The 21,152-nt window shown below is 62.0% G+C and carries 21 protein-coding genes; 8 read left to right on the top strand and 13 right to left on the bottom strand.

Features of this window, described 5'->3' with window-relative positions; translation table 11 throughout:
- Positions 1–22: 22 nt before the first annotated feature.
- Positions 23–1,816 (bottom strand): aspartate--tRNA ligase, encoded by a 1,794-nt coding sequence (gene aspS / locus ABFX29_RS01810; protein ID WP_211372379.1) that lies wholly within the window; start codon positions 1,814–1,816, stop codon positions 23–25.
- Between the two features lie 128 nt (positions 1,817–1,944).
- Here aspS and ABFX29_RS01815 point away from each other — a divergent pair, with 128 nt between their 5' ends.
- Positions 1,945–3,216: an APC family permease gene (locus ABFX29_RS01815; RefSeq protein WP_170287751.1), complete on the top strand. Its 1,272-nt coding sequence runs from the start codon at positions 1,945–1,947 to the stop codon at positions 3,214–3,216.
- A 66-nt stretch (positions 3,217–3,282) separates the two neighbouring features.
- Positions 3,283–3,477: a hypothetical protein gene (locus tag ABFX29_RS01820; protein ID WP_152227768.1), complete on the top strand. Its 195-nt coding sequence runs from the start codon at positions 3,283–3,285 to the stop codon at positions 3,475–3,477.
- On the opposite strand, the gene ABFX29_RS01825 is transcribed toward ABFX29_RS01820, so the two are convergent.
- The 5 genes from ABFX29_RS01825 to ABFX29_RS01845 form a co-directional block, all read right to left on the bottom strand.
- The gene (locus ABFX29_RS01825) at positions 3,474–4,475 is read right to left on the bottom strand and encodes an adenosine deaminase (RefSeq protein ID WP_152227765.1); all 1,002 of its coding nucleotides are present in this window, start codon (positions 4,473–4,475) and stop codon (positions 3,474–3,476) included. The two genes, ABFX29_RS01820 and ABFX29_RS01825, sit on opposite strands and share 4 nt — an antisense overlap.
- A gap of 115 nt (positions 4,476–4,590) precedes the next feature.
- Positions 4,591–5,625 carry a nitronate monooxygenase gene (locus tag ABFX29_RS01830; RefSeq protein ID WP_152227763.1) on the bottom strand — a complete coding sequence of 345 codons (1,035 nt, stop codon included), beginning with the start codon at positions 5,623–5,625 and terminating at the stop codon, positions 4,591–4,593.
- Positions 5,626–5,653: 28 nt separating this feature from the next.
- Complete coding sequence (locus ABFX29_RS01835) at positions 5,654–5,860, bottom strand: helix-turn-helix transcriptional regulator (protein WP_152227761.1); 207 nt, start codon at positions 5,858–5,860, stop codon at positions 5,654–5,656.
- Positions 5,860–6,321, bottom strand: a complete 462-nt coding sequence (locus tag ABFX29_RS01840; protein WP_152227759.1) for a hypothetical protein — start codon at positions 6,319–6,321, stop codon at positions 5,860–5,862. The genes ABFX29_RS01835 and ABFX29_RS01840 overlap by 1 nt, the downstream gene beginning before the upstream one ends.
- 177 nt (positions 6,322–6,498) lie before the next feature.
- Positions 6,499–6,948 (bottom strand): hypothetical protein, encoded by a 450-nt coding sequence (locus ABFX29_RS01845; protein WP_152227757.1) that lies wholly within the window; start codon positions 6,946–6,948, stop codon positions 6,499–6,501.
- 313 nt (positions 6,949–7,261) lie between these two features.
- Between ABFX29_RS01845 and ABFX29_RS01850 the strand changes: the two genes are divergently transcribed.
- From ABFX29_RS01850 to ABFX29_RS01860, 3 genes are all read left to right on the top strand, one after another.
- Positions 7,262–7,402, top strand: a complete 141-nt coding sequence (locus ABFX29_RS01850) for a hypothetical protein (protein ID WP_170287750.1) — start codon at positions 7,262–7,264, stop codon at positions 7,400–7,402.
- Between the two features lie 232 nt (positions 7,403–7,634).
- Positions 7,635–8,162 carry an RES domain-containing protein gene (locus tag ABFX29_RS01855; RefSeq protein WP_246167446.1) on the top strand — a complete coding sequence of 176 codons (528 nt, stop codon included), beginning with the start codon at positions 7,635–7,637 and terminating at the stop codon, positions 8,160–8,162.
- Positions 8,163–8,429: 267 nt separating this feature from the next.
- The gene (locus tag ABFX29_RS01860) at positions 8,430–9,110 is read left to right on the top strand and encodes a hypothetical protein (protein ID WP_152227755.1); all 681 of its coding nucleotides are present in this window, start codon (positions 8,430–8,432) and stop codon (positions 9,108–9,110) included.
- A gap of 43 nt (positions 9,111–9,153) precedes the next feature.
- Here ABFX29_RS01860 and ABFX29_RS01865 read toward each other — a convergent pair whose 3' ends face one another.
- Positions 9,154–9,771, bottom strand: a complete 618-nt coding sequence (locus ABFX29_RS01865; protein WP_211372378.1) for a maleylpyruvate isomerase family mycothiol-dependent enzyme — start codon at positions 9,769–9,771, stop codon at positions 9,154–9,156.
- Positions 9,772–10,695: 924 nt separating this feature from the next.
- Positions 10,696–11,001, bottom strand: coding sequence for a hypothetical protein (locus ABFX29_RS01870; RefSeq protein ID WP_152227751.1), 306 nt, complete (start codon positions 10,999–11,001; stop codon positions 10,696–10,698).
- Between the two features lie 1,433 nt (positions 11,002–12,434).
- Between ABFX29_RS01870 and ABFX29_RS01875 the strand changes: the two genes are divergently transcribed.
- The 3 genes from ABFX29_RS01875 (at position 12,435) to ABFX29_RS01885 (ending at position 15,546) form a co-directional block, all read left to right on the top strand.
- Entirely contained in the window at positions 12,435–13,229 is a 795-nt protein-coding gene (locus ABFX29_RS01875; protein WP_246167444.1) for an EamA family transporter, read from the top strand.
- Positions 13,230–13,912: 683 nt separating this feature from the next.
- Positions 13,913–14,440, top strand: a complete 528-nt coding sequence (locus ABFX29_RS01880; protein ID WP_152227747.1) for an RNA polymerase sigma factor — start codon at positions 13,913–13,915, stop codon at positions 14,438–14,440.
- On the top strand, positions 14,437–15,546 hold the full coding sequence (locus ABFX29_RS01885; RefSeq protein WP_152227745.1) for a CU044_5270 family protein: 1,110 nt from the start codon (positions 14,437–14,439) through the stop codon (positions 15,544–15,546). The genes ABFX29_RS01880 and ABFX29_RS01885 overlap by 4 nt, the downstream gene beginning before the upstream one ends.
- A gap of 193 nt (positions 15,547–15,739) precedes the next feature.
- On the opposite strand, the gene ABFX29_RS01890 is transcribed toward ABFX29_RS01885, so the two are convergent.
- The 5 genes from ABFX29_RS01890 to ABFX29_RS01910 all read right to left on the bottom strand — a co-directional run bounded on the left by ABFX29_RS01890 (position 15,740) and on the right by ABFX29_RS01910 (position 20,411).
- Positions 15,740–17,020 (bottom strand): MFS transporter, encoded by a 1,281-nt coding sequence (locus ABFX29_RS01890; RefSeq protein ID WP_152227743.1) that lies wholly within the window; start codon positions 17,018–17,020, stop codon positions 15,740–15,742.
- 2 nt (positions 17,021–17,022) lie between these two features.
- A complete protein-coding gene (locus ABFX29_RS01895) occupies positions 17,023–17,676 on the bottom strand; it encodes a winged helix-turn-helix domain-containing protein (protein ID WP_152227741.1) in 654 nt (217 codons plus the stop codon).
- A 289-nt stretch (positions 17,677–17,965) separates the two neighbouring features.
- Complete coding sequence (locus ABFX29_RS01900; RefSeq protein ID WP_152227739.1) at positions 17,966–18,985, bottom strand: protein kinase family protein; 1,020 nt, start codon at positions 18,983–18,985, stop codon at positions 17,966–17,968.
- 164 nt (positions 18,986–19,149) lie between these two features.
- Positions 19,150–19,404 (bottom strand): hypothetical protein, encoded by a 255-nt coding sequence (locus tag ABFX29_RS01905; protein WP_152227737.1) that lies wholly within the window; start codon positions 19,402–19,404, stop codon positions 19,150–19,152.
- A gap of 578 nt (positions 19,405–19,982) precedes the next feature.
- A complete protein-coding gene (locus ABFX29_RS01910; protein WP_211372377.1) occupies positions 19,983–20,411 on the bottom strand; it encodes a hypothetical protein in 429 nt (142 codons plus the stop codon).
- Positions 20,412–21,152 lie beyond the last annotated feature (741 nt).

Consider the following 21,152-nt stretch of genomic DNA (forward strand, 5'->3'; position numbering starts at 1 on the left):
TCGCTATGCGGGCTGGATATGCCTAGGAAGCGGGCGTCTCAGCCGGCTTTTCCTGCTTCTTCTCCGGCTTGAAGTCAACGCCGGCTTCCTTGCGCTGCTGGGCGCTGATCGGAGCCGGAGCGGAGGTCAGCGGATCGTAACCGCCGCCGGACTTCGGGAACGCGATGACGTCGCGGATCGAGTCGGCGCCGGCCAGCAGGGCCACCACGCGGTCCCAGCCGAAGGCGATGCCGCCGTGCGGCGGAGCGCCGTACTTGAAACCTTCAAGCAGGAAGCCGAACTGCTCCTGGGCCGTCTCCTCGGAGATACCCATAACCTTGAAGACGCGCTCCTGGACGTCGCGGCGGTGGATACGGATTGAACCGCCGCCAATCTCGTTGCCGTTGCAGACAATGTCGTAGGCGTAAGCCAGGGCCGAGCCCGGATCCTTGTCGAAGGTGTCCAGGAACTCCGGCTTCGGGGAAGTGAACGCGTGGTGCACCGCGGTCCATTCGCCTTCACCTGCAGCCACGTCACCGGCTGCCACGGCTGCGGCGGCGGGCTCGAACATCGGGGCGTCAACAACCCAGACGAAAGCCCAGTCCTTCGGGTCGATCAGGCCGGTGCGGTGGCCGATTTCAACGCGGGCAGCGCCGAGCAGGGCGCGGGCCTCGTTGGCCTGGCCGGCGGCGAAGAAGATGCAGTCGCCGGGCTTGGCGCCGACCTTCCCGGCCAGGTTTTCGCGCTCGAAGTCGGTGAGGTTCTTGGCGACCGGGCCGGTGAGGGCGCCGTCTTCCTGGACCAGCACGTAGGCCAGGCCCTTGGCACCGCGCTGCTTGGCCCATTCCTGCCAGGCGTCCAGGGTGCGGCGGGCCTGCGAGGCACCGCCGGGCATGACGACGGCGCCGACGTACGGTGCCTGGAAGACGCGGAAGGTGGTGTCCTTGAAGAACTCGGTGAGCTCGGTCAACTCCAGGCCGAAGCGCAGGTCCGGCTTGTCCGAACCGTAGCGGGCCATCGCGTCTGCGTAGGTCATGCGGGCGATCGGAGTCTGGATCTCGACGCCGATCAGCTTCCAGAGTGCCTTGACGATCTGCTCGCCGAGGGCAATGATGTCGTCCTCTTCAACGAAGCTCGCTTCGATGTCCAGCTGGGTGAACTCCGGCTGGCGGTCGGCACGGAAGTCTTCGTCGCGGTAGCAGCGGGCAATCTGGTAGTACTTCTCGAAGCCGCCTACCTGCAGCAGCTGCTTGAACAGCTGCGGGGACTGCGGCAGCGCGTACCAGGAGCCGGGTGCCAGGCGGGCCGGGACCACGAAGTCGCGGGCGCCTTCGGGGGTGGAGCGCGTCAGGGTCGGGGTTTCGATTTCAACGAAACCCTCGTCGTGGAGCAGTTCGCGGGCTACGCGGTTGGCCTCGGAGCGCAGGCGCATGGCGGCGGCGGGTGCCGGACGGCGCAGATCCAGGTAGCGGTGCTTCAGGCGGGCTTCCTCGCCGACCTCCACGTGCTCGTCGATCTGGAACGGCAGCGGATCGGAAGTGTTGAGGATGACGACGTCGTCGGCAATGACCTCCACCTCGCCCGTGGCCAGGGCAGGGTTCTCGTTGCCCTCGGGGCGGCGCTCCACCTTGCCGGTGATCTGCAGGACGTACTCGTTGCGCAGGCCGTGGAAGACGTCCTCTTCGCGGACAACAACCTGGGCAACGCCGGAGGCATCACGCAGGTCGAGGAAAGCAACGCCTCCGTGGTCCCGGCGGCGGGCAACCCAGCCGGCCAGGGTGACAGTCTGTCCAATATGCTCGGCCCTCAGGGAACCAAGGGCATGTGTGCGCAGCACAGCAGTCCTTTCAACTTCGATTGGTTGCGGAAACCACCTGTTTCCGCCCATTGTGAGTAGAGATCTTCTTTGAGTTTACCGGTGTTCCCCGCGCTTCCCGGCCAAGGGCTGACCGATTGGAGGCCCGTTTGTCCGGCAACGCTGCCACTGCCCGCCCGCTGGGCGGCTTCGACGCGACGACTGCCGGCATCGGTTCCATTGTCGGCGCGGGCGTGTTTATTGTCTTCCCCGCTGCGGTGAGTGCCGACGGCGGCCCGCTTGCCATCCCGCTGCTGATTGCCGCCGTCGTTGCCTATGCCTGCGGCGTCGCGATTTTCCAGATCAGTGCGGCGTTGAACGAGGGACAGGCCAATTACGACGACGGCGGCACCCGGGCCGCGCGGGTGATCCTCGGTCCCACAGCGGCGTTCGTTACCGGCTGGGTCTTCCTGTGCTCGCGGCTGGCGGCCGCCGGGGTGGCGGCACTGATGCTGGGCACCTATCTGGCCCCGGACTACGCGGTGGCGGTGGCCGTCGCGGCCGTCGCCCTGACCGCGGTGCTCAACCTGTTTGGGGCGACCCGCAGCGACTGGGTGTCCCGCTTCATCGTGGCCTTCGTTATTGCGGTGCTTGCCTTTGTGGCCGTGGTGGCATTCAACTCCGATCTGCCCGGCGGCAACCCCAAGCTGGCAACCCTGCCCGAGCCGGGGTTTGCCGGACTACTGGAATCCTCTGCGCTGCTCTACTTTGCCTTCATCGGCTACGGGTACCTGGCCTCACTCGGACCGCACGTACGCTCCCCTGCACGCAACATTCCATTGGCGCTGCCGGCGGCCATCGCCGTCGTGCTGGGCCTGTATCTGGTGCTGGGCCAGTCGCTGCTGAACTTCTTCGGGCCGGCGTCGCTCGCTGCAGAGCCTGCTCCCCTGCTGGTCCCGGCGGCCGAGCTCAGCGGAGGGGTGGGCACCGGCGTGGTGCTGATCGCTGCGGCCGCTGCCGGGCTGGGGGCACTTTCAGCCCTGAATGCCGGCTGCGCGCGGATCGGCGCGGCGATGGCAGCCGAGGGTGAGCTGCCGCCGCTGTTCGGCCGGAAACGCTCCCTGCTGCGCGGCCGGCCCGAGATCGCGTGGGTTGGCGTGGCGGCCGGCGCCGTCGTCGTCATCGCCCTGGTCCTTGCATTCCCTTTGTCCACCCTGCTGGGCGTCGCTGCGTTCACCGGGCTGCTGTACGCCGGCGGCACCGCCGTCATTGCCTTTACGCTGCATAAACGGCGCTGGTACACACCGCGGGTGCTGAATGTGGTCGGAATCGCCGGATCGCTCCTGCTGGCGCTGTCTCTTCCGCTGCTGGATATTTCGCTGGGGCTGATGGCGGTTGTTGCCGGTGCCGTGGTGAGACTGACCTTCCGCCGCGGACGCTGACTCCCCTGGGTCACAGGTAACTTGTATCGTGGGAGCCAGCAACACGGCTATGACATGGGGGTTTACATGCAGAAGTCCAACAAGGTTCCGGGCCGGAAACTGCTGGTCACGCAGCTCCTGCTGCTGGCACTGGCTCTGGTCCTGAATCTTTCCCTTCCGGAAAAGAGCGCCCTGGTGTGGACCGCGTCAGCCCTTCTGGCGGCCGCGGTTCTTCTGACTCTCATCTCGTTCCGGCTAGCCCGGAAGCACCACGAGGTTTAGTCGATTCCCTCCACCAGGAGCCATGCCTCGATCTCCGCGAGCAGCTCAGCCTTGCGTTCCGGGGACGCGAACGACGCCGTAATGGAGTTCTCCGCGAGCCTGGCCAGCTGGGCGGGATTGAGATCGAACGTTTCGCGCAGGACGGCAAAATTGTCATCAACGTAGCCGCCGAAGTATGCCGGGTCGTCGGAGTTCACCGAAACGTTCAGCCCCTGTTCCAGCAGCAGCGGCAGCGGGTGGCTCTCCAGCGAATCGACCGCCTGCAGGCGGACGTTGGACAGCGGGCAGATGGTCAGTGGAACCTGCTCGCGTTCAAGCCGTGCTATCAGTTCCGGGTCATCCATGCAGCGGATACCGTGGTCAATCCGGTCTACCAGCAGCAGGTCCAGTGCTTGTTCGATGTAGTGGGACGGCCCTTCCTCCCCCGCGTGCGCCACGAGCTTCAGGCCGGCGGCACGGGCCTGCTCGTAGAGCGGTACAAAGTCCTCCGGCGGGTTGCCCAGCTCCGCTGAGTCCAGGCCTATGCCGATGATGGGCGCGTCCATGGCCACCAGGTCGGCCAGGACCCGTGACGCTTCCTCCTGCGGTCGGTCACGCAGGAATGCCGCGATCAGCGCCGTAGAGATACCGAACTCCGCCTCAGAGGTCTCCAGCACGGACGCCACTCCCCCAATGCAGGTTTCAAGTGCGACACCGCGGGCCAGGTGGGCCTGGGGATCCACCATCATTTCAACGTGACGCACCCCGGCGGCAGCTGCGCGGGCAAGGTAGGCGCGGGTCATGGCGGCGAAGTCGGCTTCGGTGCGCAGCACGTCCATGTTGGCGTAGTAGAGGTCCAGGAAGGACTGCAGGTCCGTGAACTCGTAGCGGGCACGGAGCTCGTCCAGGTTCGCGTAGGGCAGCTCGATGCCGTTGCGGGCAGCCAGTTCAAAGATCAGCTCCGGCTCCAGGGTTCCTTCAATGTGCAGGTGGAGTTCGGCGCAGGGCAGCTTGCTCAAGACGGTCCTCTCAAAGGTTTCGGGTGGCGGCGGTGAGCCGCGGCCTTGCTTCCAGCCTAGGATGCCCGAAGAGCTTCGAGCGTTCCGGAACGGCTCTGCTGCCGCGTGAGATTGGCTACTGCAGGGTGTGTTCCGGCCCGGACAGCCAAGCGATGATGTCCGCTGCCGGACGCCGGGGCGCGCTCCGCCAGCCGGTGCCCGCCCACAGGTGGAGGGTATCGGCGTCGCCCGCTTTGCCGGCGGCCTGGCGCAGCTCCCGGGTGAGGTGATGGACGGCGGGATAGGCGGCGGGTGCGTGGGAGCCGTGCCGGACGGCGAATCCGTTGCGCAGCGCCCGCGCCGGGCGGCCGGTGAAGGCTTTGGTAAGCACGGTCTCGGAGAAAGCACCGGCGGTCAGTGCCGCCCGGTGCGTTGGCGAAGTCCCTGCTTCGTCGGCGAGGAGCAACAGGGTGCCGACCGCTGCGGCTTCAGCGCCGGCTGCCAGCAGGGCCTCGAATGCTGCCGGGCCGTCGACGCCGCCGGCAGCGATGACCGGCAGGCTTGCTGCTGCCCGGACGGCCCTGACCAGGTCTGCGGTGGACACCTCATCGATCCGGCGGGCGGGGTCGAACGTGGCGCTGTGCCCGCCGGCCCGCGGTCCCTGAACCACCAGGCCGTCGACGCCGGCGGCCTGTGCCTGGCGTGCTTCCGCGGGTGTGGTTACCGAAGCGAGGACTTTGCTTCCAGCAGCCTGCAGCGCGGCGATATCCGACGCCGCCGGGAGGGCGAAGGTCAGCGACACGACGTCGACCGGATACTGAATCAGCAGCGCCAGCTTTTGCGCCCAGGAATCGTCATCGTCCACGGGATGCTCGCTGAGGATCAGCCCATAGCGGTCCGCCTCAGGCTGCAGCGCGCGGGCGTAGGTTCGGAAGGCTGCTTCATCGACGGTTTCAGGGGCGGGAACAAAAAGGTTCACACCGAAGGGCAGCCCGGCGGCGCGCAGCACGCTGATTTCCTGCGCCAGGGCTTCCGGCGTTTTGTAGCCGCCTGCCAGGAACGGGAATCCGCCGGCTGCGGCAACTGCGGCGGCCAGCGCCGTCGTCGTTGGTCCGCCGGCCATGGGCGCTGCGGCTATCGGCAGGCGGGAGGGAAGCAGAGAGTTTGTCATCGCGGCGCCTTTCTGTCTTTCTGTCCGGTCATTTGCCGGGCGCGTGACCGGGGGTAAACAGGTCTTCAATCCGGCACTCGAAAACGGCGGCCAGCCGGAAGGCCAGCGGCAGCGACGGATCGTAGCGGCCTTTTTCGATCGAGATGACGGTCTGCCGCGACACCCCCAGTTCGTCGGCGAGGCGCTGCTGCGACCAGCCGAGTTCTGAGCGGCGGCGGGTCAGGGTGTTCTCCATCAGGCAGCGGTTTTCTTCAGCCACAGGTAGCGCGCGCCGAAGTCAAGCATGGCGAACGCGACCACGCCTCCCAGGACCAGCCCGGCAGTGCCCTCGGTTCCCAGGAACGTGAGGGCGGCGCAGCCCAGTCCCCCCACCAGGAGAATGTCCGTAAACGCTCCGCTGGCCGCTTTTTCGTACCAGGCGGATTCGACGGAGTCCTCGGGTTTTTCGAGGGCCCCGGCCAGGGTAGAGCGGTCAACGAGCACTGCCCAGGCGAGCACAGCTGCAACGGGCAGGGTGAAGACTGCCATAACAGCGAAGGACAGCAGCGGACGGTCTCCATTCCGCAGCACCATAAAGAGCCAGCCCAGCGCGGCAGACAGGAGCACTCCGGCTGCCAGCGAGGCGCACAGCAGCTGTGCGGTACTGCCGCCAAACTTCGCTCTGCCCCATTTACTCCGGGCATTTTGTACAGTCATCAGTCAGTCTTCCTCCAGCTAGCAACCCGCCTGTCAAGGAAACTGTACTGTCAAGCAAGTTGTACGTAAAGCTTGTTTGACCCTGCGTGTCGGCTGTCTGCGACACGTGCCGATGGGCTAAACAGGCTTGACCCTGCTTCCGTGGATACCGCCTTGACCACAGGGAACCGGCGACGTTCAGGGCTGCACCCCAGGGTCCGACGCCAGGACCTTGACGAGCTTGTCCAGTGATTCCGGACTGGAAGCGAGTTCGACTGTGCCCGCGTCGGTAATCAGGGTGATGACTTCGTATCCGGAGTCCCAGAGGAATTTTCGCTCTTTGCGGCTTACCTTGCGGCGATCAGGGAGCACTTCCTGCACCATGAAATCAGTTGCTCGCCCTGAAGGCTCCAAATTGTTGTACACAGCAGGCTGGAAGCGGATAAACCCGGACTCGGGAGCCGCAATTCCCTGGTTCCAGATCCCGCTGAGTGAACCCGGACGGGAATTCGGGTAGCGGATATACGCCTTGGACTGCCCGTGCTCATCGAGCCGCTTTTTGGTCTTGCGGACAGTTCGTACCTGGAACAATGCGCCAAGCCAGTAAACCAGGGAGTAGAGCAAGGCGCTGAACAGGGCATTAGCCAAGTCCGCAGAGTCCCTCACGAGGCTCACTGCAGTTATGAATGCCAGAAAGACCACATAGCCCAGTGCAAGTGCCTGGTACGGATGCAGCCGTATCCAATTCTTTATTCCCACATCCCGTTGGGGACCATTCATGCGCGAAGTCTTACACAGGCCTCCGGCTACAGGAACGGGTGGTAACGCCAGTTTCAAGAGGGCAGCCGCCGTCTGCCACCGAGTCCTTCAGTCGGTTGCGAGTTTCCTGACCGGGACGTCTGCTGACGTCGTGACGAAACCTGGATGCGGCCGCGGCGAGATCCGAGGCTCGGCCCAATTAGTGAGTGAAAGCAGTTGGGCCGCCACCTCTGACGGATGGAGCTGGTCGGTATTGCTCGGCCAGAGTGCCTCCATGGCGAACCTGCTCGATAAGGAGGGCGACTACCTGGATCTGGCCCACCCCGCGCCCCGCGGCCGCTGATGAAAAGGACATGGGAGCGCATTCGCCCAACTGTTCTACGCGCGGCCTCGCAAATGCAAGGGCTGTCCGACACGGGGTCCTTATGGCACTGATTCAGCTTAGTCAGTGCTCGCTGCCGGGCGAGGCCGCACACTCGTGTCCCCGGTGAGCTATGTCCCGAGGCCCGTCTACACCACGGTCATGGCAAGCTGGCAGTCCAGGTTGAACTTCCAAAAACGCGGAGGCCGTCAAAGTGCAGGGCAATGAACCGAAGGTGAGCCGGGACGGCGATTTGATGTGCACGGTAACCGGCTCCTTCTTTCGGGCCGTCGATCCCGAGTACCGTAGCGCAGCCCTGGAAGGTTCCAGATCCGCGGGCCGGTATTCACCGCCGAATACACCAACCCTGTACCTCAGCTCCTCGCGGGAGGGGGTCGCTGTTGCCATGATCGCCCATACGGATCATCGGGCTCCCCGGCTCGAAGTGCTGGAGTTCGGGGTTCAGGCCGAGCGCATCGTGGATCTGCGTGATCATCAAGCCTTGAAAAGAATGGGCGTGGATCCAGCGGACGCCGCAGCGGACTGGCAGGAACTTGTTGCCGCCGGCGGTTCGCCCGCCTCGTGGAAGGTCCGCGAGGTGCTGGAGGGCTTTGGTGCCCAGGGATTGATCGACCCTTCACGCAAGCAGCCGCATCTGTGGCATCTGACGCTTTTCAGCTGGAACAAAGCTGACGCTCCGACCGTCACGCAAGCCCTGCATCGAAACGTTGCGGGTCGGTGAACCTTTGCACGTTGCGGAAAACATGCACTGGCATCTCCGGCGGCGGCAAGACGATGCACCGGCGGTAAGACTCCTTTTTCTCCACGTAGTAGATGGGCCCGCGGTGTGTGTGGCTTCGAGATGGCAGCTACGTTCGTCAACGTGTTGAAGGCATCGATGGTGTCCCCGAGTCCGGACGGGCATGACCTTCTAACAGGCGTTGTTCATATTGGGGCCCCTCACTTCATTCCCGTTTACAGGCACCCTCGTGTGATTCATAGTCGAGGCATGGATTGGGTTGGAATTCTTCCCGAAGACGCGCCCGACCCCCGTGCTGAATGGGTCGAGGACCTCAAGCGCATGCCTATCCCGGTATTGGGGCTCGCGCCCCAGCCGTCGTTGGAGGACACGGACTCCGTGAGCGTGAACTCCGTGCTGGATGACCGGGGGTACTGCGAGATGACAGCGAGCATCACCTACACACTCTGGCGAAATCCGGATGACCGCTCAGACCCGGTTAACGTCGTGGACCTCGATGAGGAGACCGGCAGGGCGATGGAGGAAGTTCCGCCATGGCCGCGGCCCCCTTGGCTGATCGAACAAATGGAGCGATTGCGCTATCCGCAATTGTGGGAGGCGGTTCGAACCACGTGGCAGCGTGAGCCGCACTCTTCGCTTCAATACCTCCTGGCGGACCACGTGAACCACATCCTGATGAACCAGTACCGTCAGGAGCTCTGGCCCGGCAGTAATCCCTTCGAGCAGCAAGCGCCCCTGGTAACCGGCCGGATGGTCAACGGCCAGGCCAGAACCGTCGTGAACGGCGTCAGCGTACCGGGCGCAGAGGTCGATACCGACCCGTTCGTGTACGGGATCGGAGCCCGCCTCGCTGGTGGCGGCGTCGTGACCGCGGTACTGCCACGCGCGGAACTCAAACGGATCCAGGTCCGGTTTACGACCCGAAGCTGAAAAGGATGGATGTTGCTCCGTCCACATGACCGACCGCGGGTTATCAGCCTGAGCGGGCGACAAGTTCGGCTACGCCCGGGCCGGCAAGCTCGGCACAGTAGGGGCTGCGGCCCGTCATCGCCATGATGAGCGCAAGGTTACTACCGCGCACGACGTCGCCCTCCCCAATGCTGATGCCCGTGTCCACCGCCTCCAGTCGCAGGCCGCGAACCCGTTTCTTGGCGATGACCACTTGATCGGTACCCGCGTAGTAACGCAGCAACGCGACGAGGGCCGCGGCCGGGTAATCGCGCACCAGGCCAAGCGGCCGACGGATGTCCTCGCCGTGAACGATCATCTCGCCTAGCAGCGCGAGCCTCGGAAGCGGCGGAGATGTGCGGCTGCCGATGGTCGAGCGGAATCGGTTCAGGGTCTCTGAGGAGGAGGTACCCAGCTGCTCGCGTAGGCGGTCGTCCACCTGTTTGTCGAAGTCGAACCGGGCACGCACGACGCCCGCGAACCAACGGGGCCCCGAGACCGCTCCGCTGACAGTCAGATGCGCGAGCACCTCACGTACTGTCAAGCCAGCGCAGAGCGAAGGAGTTGACCACTGCGCCTCGTCTATGTGCTGAAGCTGGTCCGCGAGAGCTTCCCGTTCGACGTCGATGCTCTGCCAGACCACGTTCCGCTCCACACCGTCATCCCTCCCATTGCAACGTCCGGATAAGGATTCCTCAGCGCGCGCGATTGGGCAAGGAGAAGGGTTGACTGCAGCCTGTCCTAGCTGGAGAGGAACGTCGTGATGTGGACCGCTGCCTCAGCGTTGGGGCTCCTTCCGGCCAGCCGGATGAGGTCGTCTCGTGCAAAACACGACACATAGTTGCTGGCCGGACAAGCGCTCAAAGGCTAGATTGTCTCCACCCCCGAAATGCATTGATTTTTGCTTTGTTCGTCACAATTCTCGTTGTGCTCAAGGTGTTGAGTAAGTCAGTTCGCCAAACAGACGCAGACGGGCAATGACCTGATCCTGATCGCCGGGAACGGCAGGTGTCCCGCTCGAGGTATCCCCACCGCGACACTCCGCTTTTCGCCAGCTAAAGCGGGACGCGTCTAATACTTGGACAGCAAGAAGTCAGACCGCAGGTAGATCCTAAGACCCCCAACACCTTCAGCACGGCCGGTGCATGTCTTGCGCAACGTCCACACGTTCAGCGGCTCGCAACGCTCCGATGCCAGCCCCAGATCGGCAACTAAAGACCTTGCAGTCTGCGGGGATTCGATGTCAACGTCCATTTCCCACCAGCAGCCTCCAGAGCCACAGAATTGTGAAATTTCTCCTGCCGTGCTGGGCGCTGGAATGGTCCCGAACTCCGAGACGGGAGGAACGGCACCTTCGTTTACAGCGCTGAAGGCAACAGATCCCACCCAGGCAGCGAGAAAGAGAACGATAGCGAGCTTCACGGCGCGCCTTCGTCGTTGACGAGTTCTAAGCCGGGCCCCGTGATCCATCATCAGCGAGTTCCTTGGTTCTGCAAGCTTGCAGGGTTATTCGAAAGGCCGTGATCTCTCCAGTGACAACCCAGCTCATCAAAAGCAGAATGGCCGCTCAACGGGATTCGTCGGTGACATCGTCCTGCTGAGCAGCACGACACAGCTGCTCTTCGCGCATTTCGGGGCTCAAGTCATTCCATGCGTGTGCCTGGGCTGTGACCTCTGATTCCGGCAGGCCCATGGCTCTCATCTGCTCGGGTGAAACCATCACGCTGTTCTCCGGCCCGATCAGGTTGCTCCGGTCCAGGGCCGCGCCGGGACCGTTGGGATAATCAGCGGAACACGCGATGAACGGTTCGTAGACCGCTGTCGCAGGATCATCCGTCAGCCCCGAAGACCCCATCGACGCTATGGTTGCCATTGCAACTGGGCCGGTCTCACCAGCGGATTCATCAGGCGCAGATATGGGCGTGGTTCCTATTCCAAGGACAAAGCCACCCAAGATCGCTAGTACGACGATCATTCTTACTGACGGTTTTCTGTTAATGGTGGTCCCCCTGACCCGCTGCCACACCCATCGATGCAACGGCCCCAGCCTAGCGGACGGTGCAGGATTCACTCCGAAGGTAAGCACTGGAGGGGTCCTGTTAGGTGATCCCTGACCGCGGCATGACCCCAGTTAGCTTTCACTCTTCATCACCGACTCCGCTTGGCTGGCGATGGCCTTGAAGACAGAACGAAGATCACAAGCACTCTGCACCCAGTCGACGGCCGTCGAACGGACTACTGGGAGTGCAGACGACCTTGATGAGTGTCTAGCCTGAGTCAGTCTTTTCGCAGGTCAGAGAAAGGTCCTCACCCCAAGCATTCGTCGTCCAAGACGTGCGGATTTCTGCGCCCCCGTCAGAGGTGTTGCGGATCCGAAACCGTCTCATCCCCTTAAGCGCCTGCTGTATGACCGGTGGAAAGGACACCATCGGAACGTCAACAAGCATCTGTCCATCTAACAAAGGTCCCCGAGATTCAATATGAAATCCTCCCTCGTCAGCGATTCGGCTGCGCCCAGAAAGCATGGCAAACGCAGCCATGACGACGAGAGGTACCGTTACGATGACCACGGTTACCCACTGGTTCCAACCAACAAAGTCACCGACAGCAAAAAGGATGAGGGCGGTAGTGGCCAAGAGGATATACGGCATCTTTTTGCCTGGGGATTCATTTCCTTCTCCTAGCCTCCCTGAAAATTCCTGTACAGCTCGGCGGACAAGTACCGGGCTTAGGGCCGAGCCGGATCTGATCAGATACTAACCATCGCCAAAGCTGCTCCTGAGGACATGTCCCTTCTGGTGAAGCAGTTCTCCTCCCCCACTGAGAATGTTCTCCGGAAGGCTGAGAACCCAGACGCGTCGTGGAACTTGAACGTGGATACCTGGACCGCGGCTGCTAGTGAACTCCAGACCCGCTGCGAAGCGTACGCACCCCCTAGCTAGGCGGACGGCACGACTGGAGCCAGCAAACAAGCGTTACGGGAAATGAAGAAGCGGTCCATTACTCCCGTGGTGCATAGTCACAGTTGGCCTTGGTTCAGTTCCGCCAATACGCTTCTTCTATGGACCCGATGAGTAACCTGGGCTGTTCTGCCCGCCGAGGACCGTCCGCGCGCCGCTGACAGGCATCGCGGATTCTCCTAATTCTTTCTGAGCGGCTGCCTGTCGTCTGACTTCCCCGTCAACGACCGGTCTTCCGGTCTGCCCAGAAACGGTTATCGTGTTCCACAATCTCTCTTCGCGTTCGCGTGCCCTAACGGGCGCAGTTTGCGTCCTCATCGGTTCGATCAGCATCCAGATATCTTCCGTGCTGGCTAGCGGCGTATTTGCCGTTGCCGGCACCCTCGGTACCAGCGGGCTGCGGCTGTGGCTGGCTGCCCTCCTTCTCCTTGCCATTGCCCGTCCCCGGATGCACAGGCTGGACTCGCGTGCCTGGTCCGGAATCCTGCTATACGGGGCAGCTATGGCTGCCATGAACGTACTGCTTTACAGCGCCCTTGAACGCATTCCGCTTGGTTTGGCAGTCACTCTGGAATTCCTCGGCCCGCTGGCCGTGGCCAGCCTCGGAGCGAAGGGGCCTATCGACAGGTTCCTGCCCCTCCTGACACTGGCCGGGGTCGCCGCCACCGCGGGTGTCCAGTCCGAGGTCGACGAAGCCGGTGTCCTATTCGGCCTGGGAGCGGCGGTCGCGTTTGGAACCTACACGCTAATGGCCGGCCGGGTTGGTCAGGACAGCGCCGGTGTACAGGGTCTGGCGTTGTCAGTTGGGGTTGCTGCCCTCTTGCTCTCGCCGTTTTCGCTGCCTGCTGTGCCAAAGCTGGAATCAGCAGATTGGGCGGCTGTGCTGATATCTGCCCTGCTGGGGGTCGCGCTGGCTTACACATTGGACTTCCTGGCGACAAAGCTCACGTCTCCGCGTGTAGTTGGGACGTTGTTTGCCGTTGATCCAGCGGCAGCCGCCGTAGTCGGCGCTCTGGCGCTGAATCAGAAACTGTCAGTTTCGGCGGCAGCCGGTATCGGCTTGGTCATCGCGTCGGGTGCGGCCATCATCTGGCGAAGCGGCCGGACTGCCACGGCACCGCCGGGAGATGTCCAGCCTTAGTAGAGTGGGGTGCTGGCTGAGAATCCCAGTCAGCACCCCACTGTTTATACCCGGTCGAGCGCATTGGGTCCGAAGCTGTGAACCGCAGCGCAGAACGCTTGGTTATGTACGGGATCGTTGCTGCCTTTCATGTTCCGTGTGTCGCTCCTTCAATGGGACACCCGGCTAAGGGGCTACACACGCACTGTCCCGTAAAAGGATCGGCTTGTGAGACATGCCGGCATCCTCCAATAGCGCCGCCGTGGTGAGACATGACGTCTGCCGTCCCGCTGAAGGGAGACCCTTATGGTCAGCTTCCGGCCCAGCGCCACACGAGAGAGTCACACCGGCGTGTTCGCTCGGGATGGGTAGGTTCTCCTGTAATTGATGATGAGAAGCGTCGTCACGATGCCGCAGATGATTCCGGTTGTCAGGCTCCCCCATTCCGACCGCTCAGGCAGCGAAAGGAAGAAGAAAGCGAGACCGCTTGTAGCGTTGATGAGGAGAAGGGCAATGGCTGCTAACCACGTATTCTTTGGCATACGGCCACCCTAGTACGGCAGCAGGCCGAGTCCCGCTCAAGGATTGGCTTACGGGACTGAACTATCTGAGTCATCTCAACTGACGCGTGCCAAGAAGAAGAGCACTACGGAATGGTTTGATCGTCTGGTTACACTTTGGTGGCTGCCGGACATTAACAGGGCATGAGCCTACAAACCCTCCGGAAGGAACAGCGGGACATGGACAGGGAGAAACGTTTCCTGGCTGCCCACGCTGCCTGTCACGACCGCATTTACCGCTATTTCCGCCGTCGGACAGATAATGCCGCGACCGCTGAAGACCTGTGCGCCGAAGTCTTCCGGATCACCTGGGAAAAGACGGGGACGGACGAATCACTTTCCGTCATGGTGCTCTTCGGGATCGCGAAAAACGTCCTCCGCAACCACGACCGGTCAGCATCCCGGTCCGCGAGTCTTCTGGGCGCCCTTCAGCTCGAACGGGACCACGAGCGGAACGAAGAAGACTCCCGTCTCCATGAGGCACTCGCCCGGCTCGGCCCGGATGAACGAGAAGTCCTCCTACTGACCTATTGGGACGGCTTTACCTCCAGCGAAGTCTCGGACCTGCTCGACACCAGTGCCACCGCCGTCAGGATGCGCCTGCACCGGGCCCGTAAGGCACTCGGCCGCCTGCTCGAAACGGAATCACTTTCAGAAGGAGCGAAACAATGAGCAATACCAATCTGCCGGGAGACCTTGAAAGCATGCTCTCCTCCGTTGATCCCGCACGTTCCGTCAGCGAAAACGACCTTGCTCGCAGCCGCGCGAGGTCGCTAGCCGTCATGGATTCTCCGCACACGGTACGGAGCGCCTCGGTTTCCCGCCTGCATGCTCTTCCTCCGCTTCCTGAATATGGCCGGGGTGCCCCGCCGCGTCTTCGGCGTCGTGTCCTGCTGGCCTCTGTGGCTGCGGCTTTGCTGGTGGGCGGGGTTGTGGTGGCCGACGTGGTGCGCCCAGGAGGTCCCGGCGCTACCGCTGAAGCCGCCGAGATCTTGAGCAACGCTGCGGAAGCAACCATCCGGACCTCCGACCCCGTGGTAGGTCCCGGCCAATACCTGAAGATCGACACAACTGAGCTGACATGGGGTGGTATGCAAATGCCTGACGGCAGCGACCTTTCCTGGCAGGCAACCGCCAGCGACCAGCTCTACATACCGGCAGATAAGAACGGGGAATGGGTCTGGAACCGCGGAGAGCGGATACCGCTGGAGTCCTCGTCCGACGCAGCCAAGGCGGCAGCCGCTGAAATCGCCAAGTTGTCGCAGATTGGGAAGGACGGCCAGCCGAACCCGACGGTCGGAATTCAGCGTGGCCTGGGCGGAGCCTTCTATGGGCAAGCACCGATAGTCATCATCGGCACAACCCTGAACGAAGCCGGAACCCTGCCCCGGGATCCCAGCGCTCTGCTGGACCTCATCTATGAGCGGACCAAGGGCGCCAACAAATCCCCGGAAATAGCAGCCTTCGTCACCATCGCTGACGGTCTGCGCACCGGGGCTGTCCCTGCCGATCTGCGAGCCGCGATGTACAAAGCTGCTGCCATGATTCCCGGCGTCACTGTGGGAGACCTACAGGCAACGGTAGACGGCAGAACGGGAATCGCCATCGGTATCCCCTCTTTGGAAGGAACATCGCGGGCCGATATCATCATTGATCCCGTTTCGGGGCTGGTGATCGGGGAACAGGACGTGCTGCTGGACGACTCTCTAGGCTCTCCCGCCGGGACCGTCTCGAGCTGGACCTCGGTCAGGACTTCCGTGGTGGACTCGGCGCCCTAACCGCACCAGTCTGAGCGCACGGTCCTACGTGCCGCTCATGGACCCGGGGTGACTGCATCCCGGGTCCATTGTTCGATCAGAATCAGAATCCGAGGAGTGATAGATGTAGGCAATCAATGCCTCCTCCGTGGAGGGGGACCTTCGGCCCCTCAACCGATGTCGCGGTGGGGGATCCTTCACCGCGACAAGTTTCCTACTTTTTTCGCTGCATTGTGCTTCGCAGGAGAGGTAGCGTCCCTAGTAGACAGATCGTGCTTGTTGCGATGATGAGCGCCCGGTAATCGATTGTGGTGATGAGTGCCGCCGCGATCATGTTCGCAGCAACCTGAGGCACATTGATGAGCATGCTGGTGGCAGCTGAGGTTCTCCCTTGCAGGCTTGCCGGGCTCTCGGTTTGGCGCAGGGTGACGAACGCGACGACGGTCCAGGTGACGCTCAGCCCGGTGAGGACCGAGCCCGCCATGACCACGGGCACTGAGGGTACAGCGGATGCGAGCACGGCGATGCCCAGAGTGAATACGCCGAAGATGATGACGGCACGGGTGCCGAGTTTGCGGATGAGGAGACTGGCAGTGAGACCGCCAACGATAGCCATCGCGCCTTGTACGCTGACCAGTACGCTAAGGAACTCGGGCGGCAGGCCGAGGCCTCGTTCGATGGCCGCAAAGATAGTGACGTTGAAGATCCCGGTAGCGCCCACGGCAATGCTGAGCGTTAGCATTGCGGGTGCCAGTACTTGGTGGTGAGTGAGGAAACGCAAGCCGGCCGTTGTGCTGTGCCAAAAACTCTCGCTGCTCCTGTCCAACTCTGTTTCGGAGACTTTGATCGTGATGAGCACCAAGGCTGCCAGGGTAAAACAGATACTTGTTGCCAGCACCACTGCGCCCATTCCCCAGAGACCAAGCAAACCAGCTCCGATCAGGGGTGAGATGATGCGCAGCCCCTGATCAACGCTGCTCAATATCCCGTTTGCTGGAGCGAGAAGACGGTCTGCCAGCATGTCACGCAGGAAGCCGGATTGCGCCGCAGAAGTCACGTAGTTGGACGTCGCGTATACGAAGACGATGAGGTATATCAGCCACAGATGGTCAGCAGATTGAGCACCCAACAGGACCAGGACCACAGCGGCAGCGCCGAGATTATTGATGACCAGCAGGGGCTTTCGCCTGAACCGGTCTGCGAGTCGGCCGGTGAGAGGGGCTAAGAGAGCTGGAAGGCCGAGAGCTACAAACACCAGCCCCGCCGCCGTGTCGCTTCCGGTGAGTTGCTTCACCCAGATCGCGGCCGTCAGGAAGAGCGCTGAGTCCCCGAAGTTGCTGAATACCCACGCAAGGGTGAGGCGGCGGAACGCTGGAACTGAAAGAGCATCGCGGTTTGTGCCGGTGCCACCAGTCGGTGACACCGTGTCACCGTCCAGGGTCGTCGGAACAGCCGCGGGTCCCGGTTGCTTTGCAGATGACTTGTCCGCAGCCATGCTCACATGTCCTCGGCGTTATCTCGATGCGCGGGGCGGTCCGGATCGATATTCAACACCGAGAAGAGCTGCACCGGCACCGCGTCATCGGGCCTCAGTTCCGGATGTTGCCGCCGATCGTCGAAGCGTCGGGCTAGCTCCCAGAGATCCGCCCGAAACTGCCGGATCTCTTCATGTGTGGCATAAAAAGCAGCACTGGTGACACTAGACACGTCGACATCGTCCACCGGCAGCTGCGAAGCGCGCTGGAGCCATGACTGGATACGGTCCAGTTGCCGGTGCACGAAGATGCTGGCCATGGCAGAGACAGCATGCACAGATCCCGGGGCATCGCGATCAATAACCGACGACCGTCGGTGCGAGACGACTTTCCACGGCTTTTCACGTCCCGGCTGATCGACCTGTTCAATGTAGCCGTGCTTCGCAAGCATCCGCAGATGGTACGAGCAACTGGCCACGGACTCACCGATCGCCGCCGCGCACTCGGTTGCCGTTGCCTTTTCCGCAGAGTCAAGAAAATCCAACAGCTCCAGTCGCACAGGATGGGCAAGAGCGCGAATGCGAACAGGATCGCTGATTACCTGCTCTTGCGCTGGGCCACGGTAGGTGACCCCCTTAGATGCATCGCCGGATGAGGGCTGCGCCGATCGTGTCATACCTAAAGAGTCCTTGATAAAGAAACATTAATCAAGGACTCTTCTTTTCTGGACGGTGCTGAATTGACTACAGCCGGGAGTGGGTCTTCCCAGGCATCGCTTCCCAGGCATCGCAGGGCAACGGACGGCCGACCCAATTGGCCGCGCCCCGTTTTGCAATCCCCCATTGGAACGGGCGGCATGGGCAGTGCGCGGGAGACGTTCCCTTGGTGGCCCTCGCTGCGACGCAGCGCGCTGTCCCGCAAGCCGATCCTTGAGCGGGACAGGTTAGCCTTCTCGGGCCAAAGCCCTACGGCTGTCGGTATCCCATTGCCAGAGCATTTTGCATGAGGGCACCGAACATCTCGGTCATACAGACAGCGATCCTCGCATACTGCGTAATGAGGTCAGCACCTCTGCCGAGTGCGGCTCGAACCGGGACCAGTGCCGACGTGGTGGGGTCAGCGGCGACAGCACGCAAAAACTCCAGACGCGCCGTACCGGAAGTGTAGCCGAGTTCAAATAACGTCCAATGGAATAGGTGCATCAGGGCAGAATCACGGTCGAAGCCGTTATGCGTGGGCATGGATGCTTCTTCTTCCGCCGTGAGGTCGAAGTCGCGGTGAAGCGCCAGACCGAAATCTGTGAAGAGCAGCCTGCCCTCCCGGATGAGGATATTTCCCGGGTGCACGTCAAAGTGCTGGAAGCCCTGGCTATTCATCCATGCCGTGGCTTTCAGAAGCTGGTCGACAACTTCAGGAAAGACGGTCCCGCCAGTGCCCTCGGCCAAGCTCCTGCGCAGCCAGGCGCCCAGAGTCTCCGGCACGTACTCAAGGAACAACACCAGGCTTCTGGACGCATTCTTCATCGCGGCCAGCTTGCTCTGGACCTGAGGCCAATATGGTCCCCACTGGCGAGGAGCAGAATCGCCGTCAAACTCGCTTAGGTCTGCCGCGCACTTCGAATCAATGACTCGCCAGCCGAGCAGGAGCGGAAAGAAATCCACCAGTCCCGCTTGAACCCACTCGGACGTCGCCTGATGTGCTGCCAACTCCCGCCCAACCGCATGGGTAGGGCTTCCTATCCCGTAGTGGGAAACGAAAGAAATCTGGAGGCGACTCGTAGTGGCGGTTGGATCCGTTTCTTCGATGCTTGTCAGTGGGAGCTGTTTCACGAAGACAGTGGATTCACCAATGCGCGCTGTTTTAGTTGTACCCCCAATGCCGATGCCCAGTTCATCAGCATCATTGACAAGCGTCCGAACGCCCGCGTCATCCAGTCCATCGAGAATAGAGGAGATGGTTTGGGCTTCGTCTATACGGACCGTCATCACTACACCCTAAGGCCCAGTGCTAGCCGCGTCCGGTCCCCTACCGCGACGCTCTGGCGCCATCCCCCTAGCAAGGAATGTGCGTCGCAGCGGCCAACGGATTATTTGAAAGCGCCTTGCGGCGACTGCTTTGTCTCATAAGCCGATCCCTGAACGGGACACACCTACTCGGTGGAGTTTTCGGTCGAACGTCCCTCGCGGCGTGCCTTTCGCTTCCCCAGCCACTCGGCGCGGTACGCATCCACCTCTGCTGCCTTCTTATTGCCGAGGTAGACACCAACTATTGGGCCCAACCCAGCGCCCAGGCCGAGTAAAGCGTATTGCCAGCCCTGAGTTAAACCCACAACGATTCCGATAACGATCGAGAAGCCGAGGAAATAAAGGAGTGACTTGCCGCTAACGGTTTTATTCTGTGCCATCCTGTGTCCTCCTCGAGGACGCTAACATCCATTACTGGTCCTGACCGAGCCCGGGATAGTCACGTGACCGATAGGCATCCGTGAACGGGACTCTCCGTCACAGAGCTATCACTCACAGATCGGGATGTTTGGGGCCCTTTCCACGTTCGCGCCAATAGTCGTCTCGCTGCCGTAGAACGAACCATGCGACATAGACCACCGCTGCTATTGCGGCAATGCACTGACTGATAGCGATGACCCATTCCCAACGCGATCGGAACTCTGCCGGCAGCCATCCTGGAATGAGAAAAAGCGCCAGGGCTGTCACCCCGCCTATCACTGCGATCAAGGGGGACGGACGACGCCGCACAGAAGTCATGGCTCACCCTATCCCCCCCGGTTTTGAAGGGACCATTTGAAACGATGTTCCTCGCTCTAATTCTCGAAGCGGTACGGTTTCCGGCAAGAGGCCCCAGATTGAACGTCCCTCGCCGCGCTGCCCATGCCAGGCGTTGCAGTGAGGGATCCTTCAATGCGACGCTCGGGCCCCGCTTCAGCCCTCCTGGACTACCCGGTCACCGGCGGATCGGTTCTTTCCACTACGAGTAAAAGGGCAGAATCTCGTTCGTCTCGAGGGGAACAACGTCGAGACTATGTTCGGCCAGTAGTTGCTCCATTAGATCCTGATCACCGCCGATGCCGGCCCAATGGGGATCGACATCTTTGGTGATGCACCAGGTCTGGTCCGAGGGCCATATAAAGGACGGAAGGGGCATGGGGTGATTCGTTTCCGCATGCCAGGCGTTTTCAACGATCCCTGAGACAAAACCTGCCAGCGAGACCTTGCACAGGTAGTACTCACGGTTCGGGAGCACCACGCGGGGCGTACGCAGCACGGCTTCCGGAAACGCATCCTCACCCCATCCGTCCCACAGAAGCACATACCCATCGACGATCGGACTGGCGTGCTGGAGTAACGTCTTGACCGCGAGACGAAGTTGGTCAGTATCTGACGGGACGTTGTACATGCCGGCAACTTCGTTTTCAGTCTGGCCTTCATAGGCCGGATCTGGGATGAACCGCAGTCGTGCCTAGGTGCCGAACCCTGGAGGGCCCAGCGTGACCACGCTCCACCAATTGACGTCGCTAGTCGCGATCCAATCCGCGGGCGTCTGGTCACTGCAGGGAAGGAACGTCACCACTTCATCATGTCACTGACACCGGTTGGCATCGCGGTGAAGGATCCTCCACTGGGACATCCGTGTCCATTAGACCCGGTAGCGGCCGAGAGGTCAGTCGCCGGCGCTCCAGGGCAGCAAATCTCGATCTGCCCTCACCGACACAGTGTCGACGCGGGAGTCATTCATCAGTTGCCGAAAGATGGATGGCTCGGCGGCCACAATCAAAGAGTCCGGGTACAGCCTGCCACCCCATGCAAAACGCTGGTCGGCATCCCACGCGAACTCCGGGACCCTTCGTCCGGCCGTCACATCGTCAGGACTGAGGTGTGCCTCGAAGTATTCCTCCCCGAATACTCGCCTTGGCGAATTGGTCCGTGGTGCTTCCGCGTAGCCCATCCACCGGAGGCATTGCAGCTTGACAGTGCCAATCGCATCCCGAAGGGCGGTCGCAGTTTCCTCATCCAGCTCGCCCATGCAGGAGACGAGTCCGCGAATGGACGGTTCGTCCTCGGCTATCTCCGCGGTCGCTTCAAACCAATCCAGCGAAGCAGAATGATCTTCTAGGGAGACGTATCGGGACCATCGCAC

The sequence above is a fragment of the Arthrobacter gandavensis genome (assembly GCF_039528575.1).
Lineage (GTDB): Bacteria > Actinomycetota > Actinomycetes > Actinomycetales > Micrococcaceae > Arthrobacter_B > Arthrobacter_B citreus_B.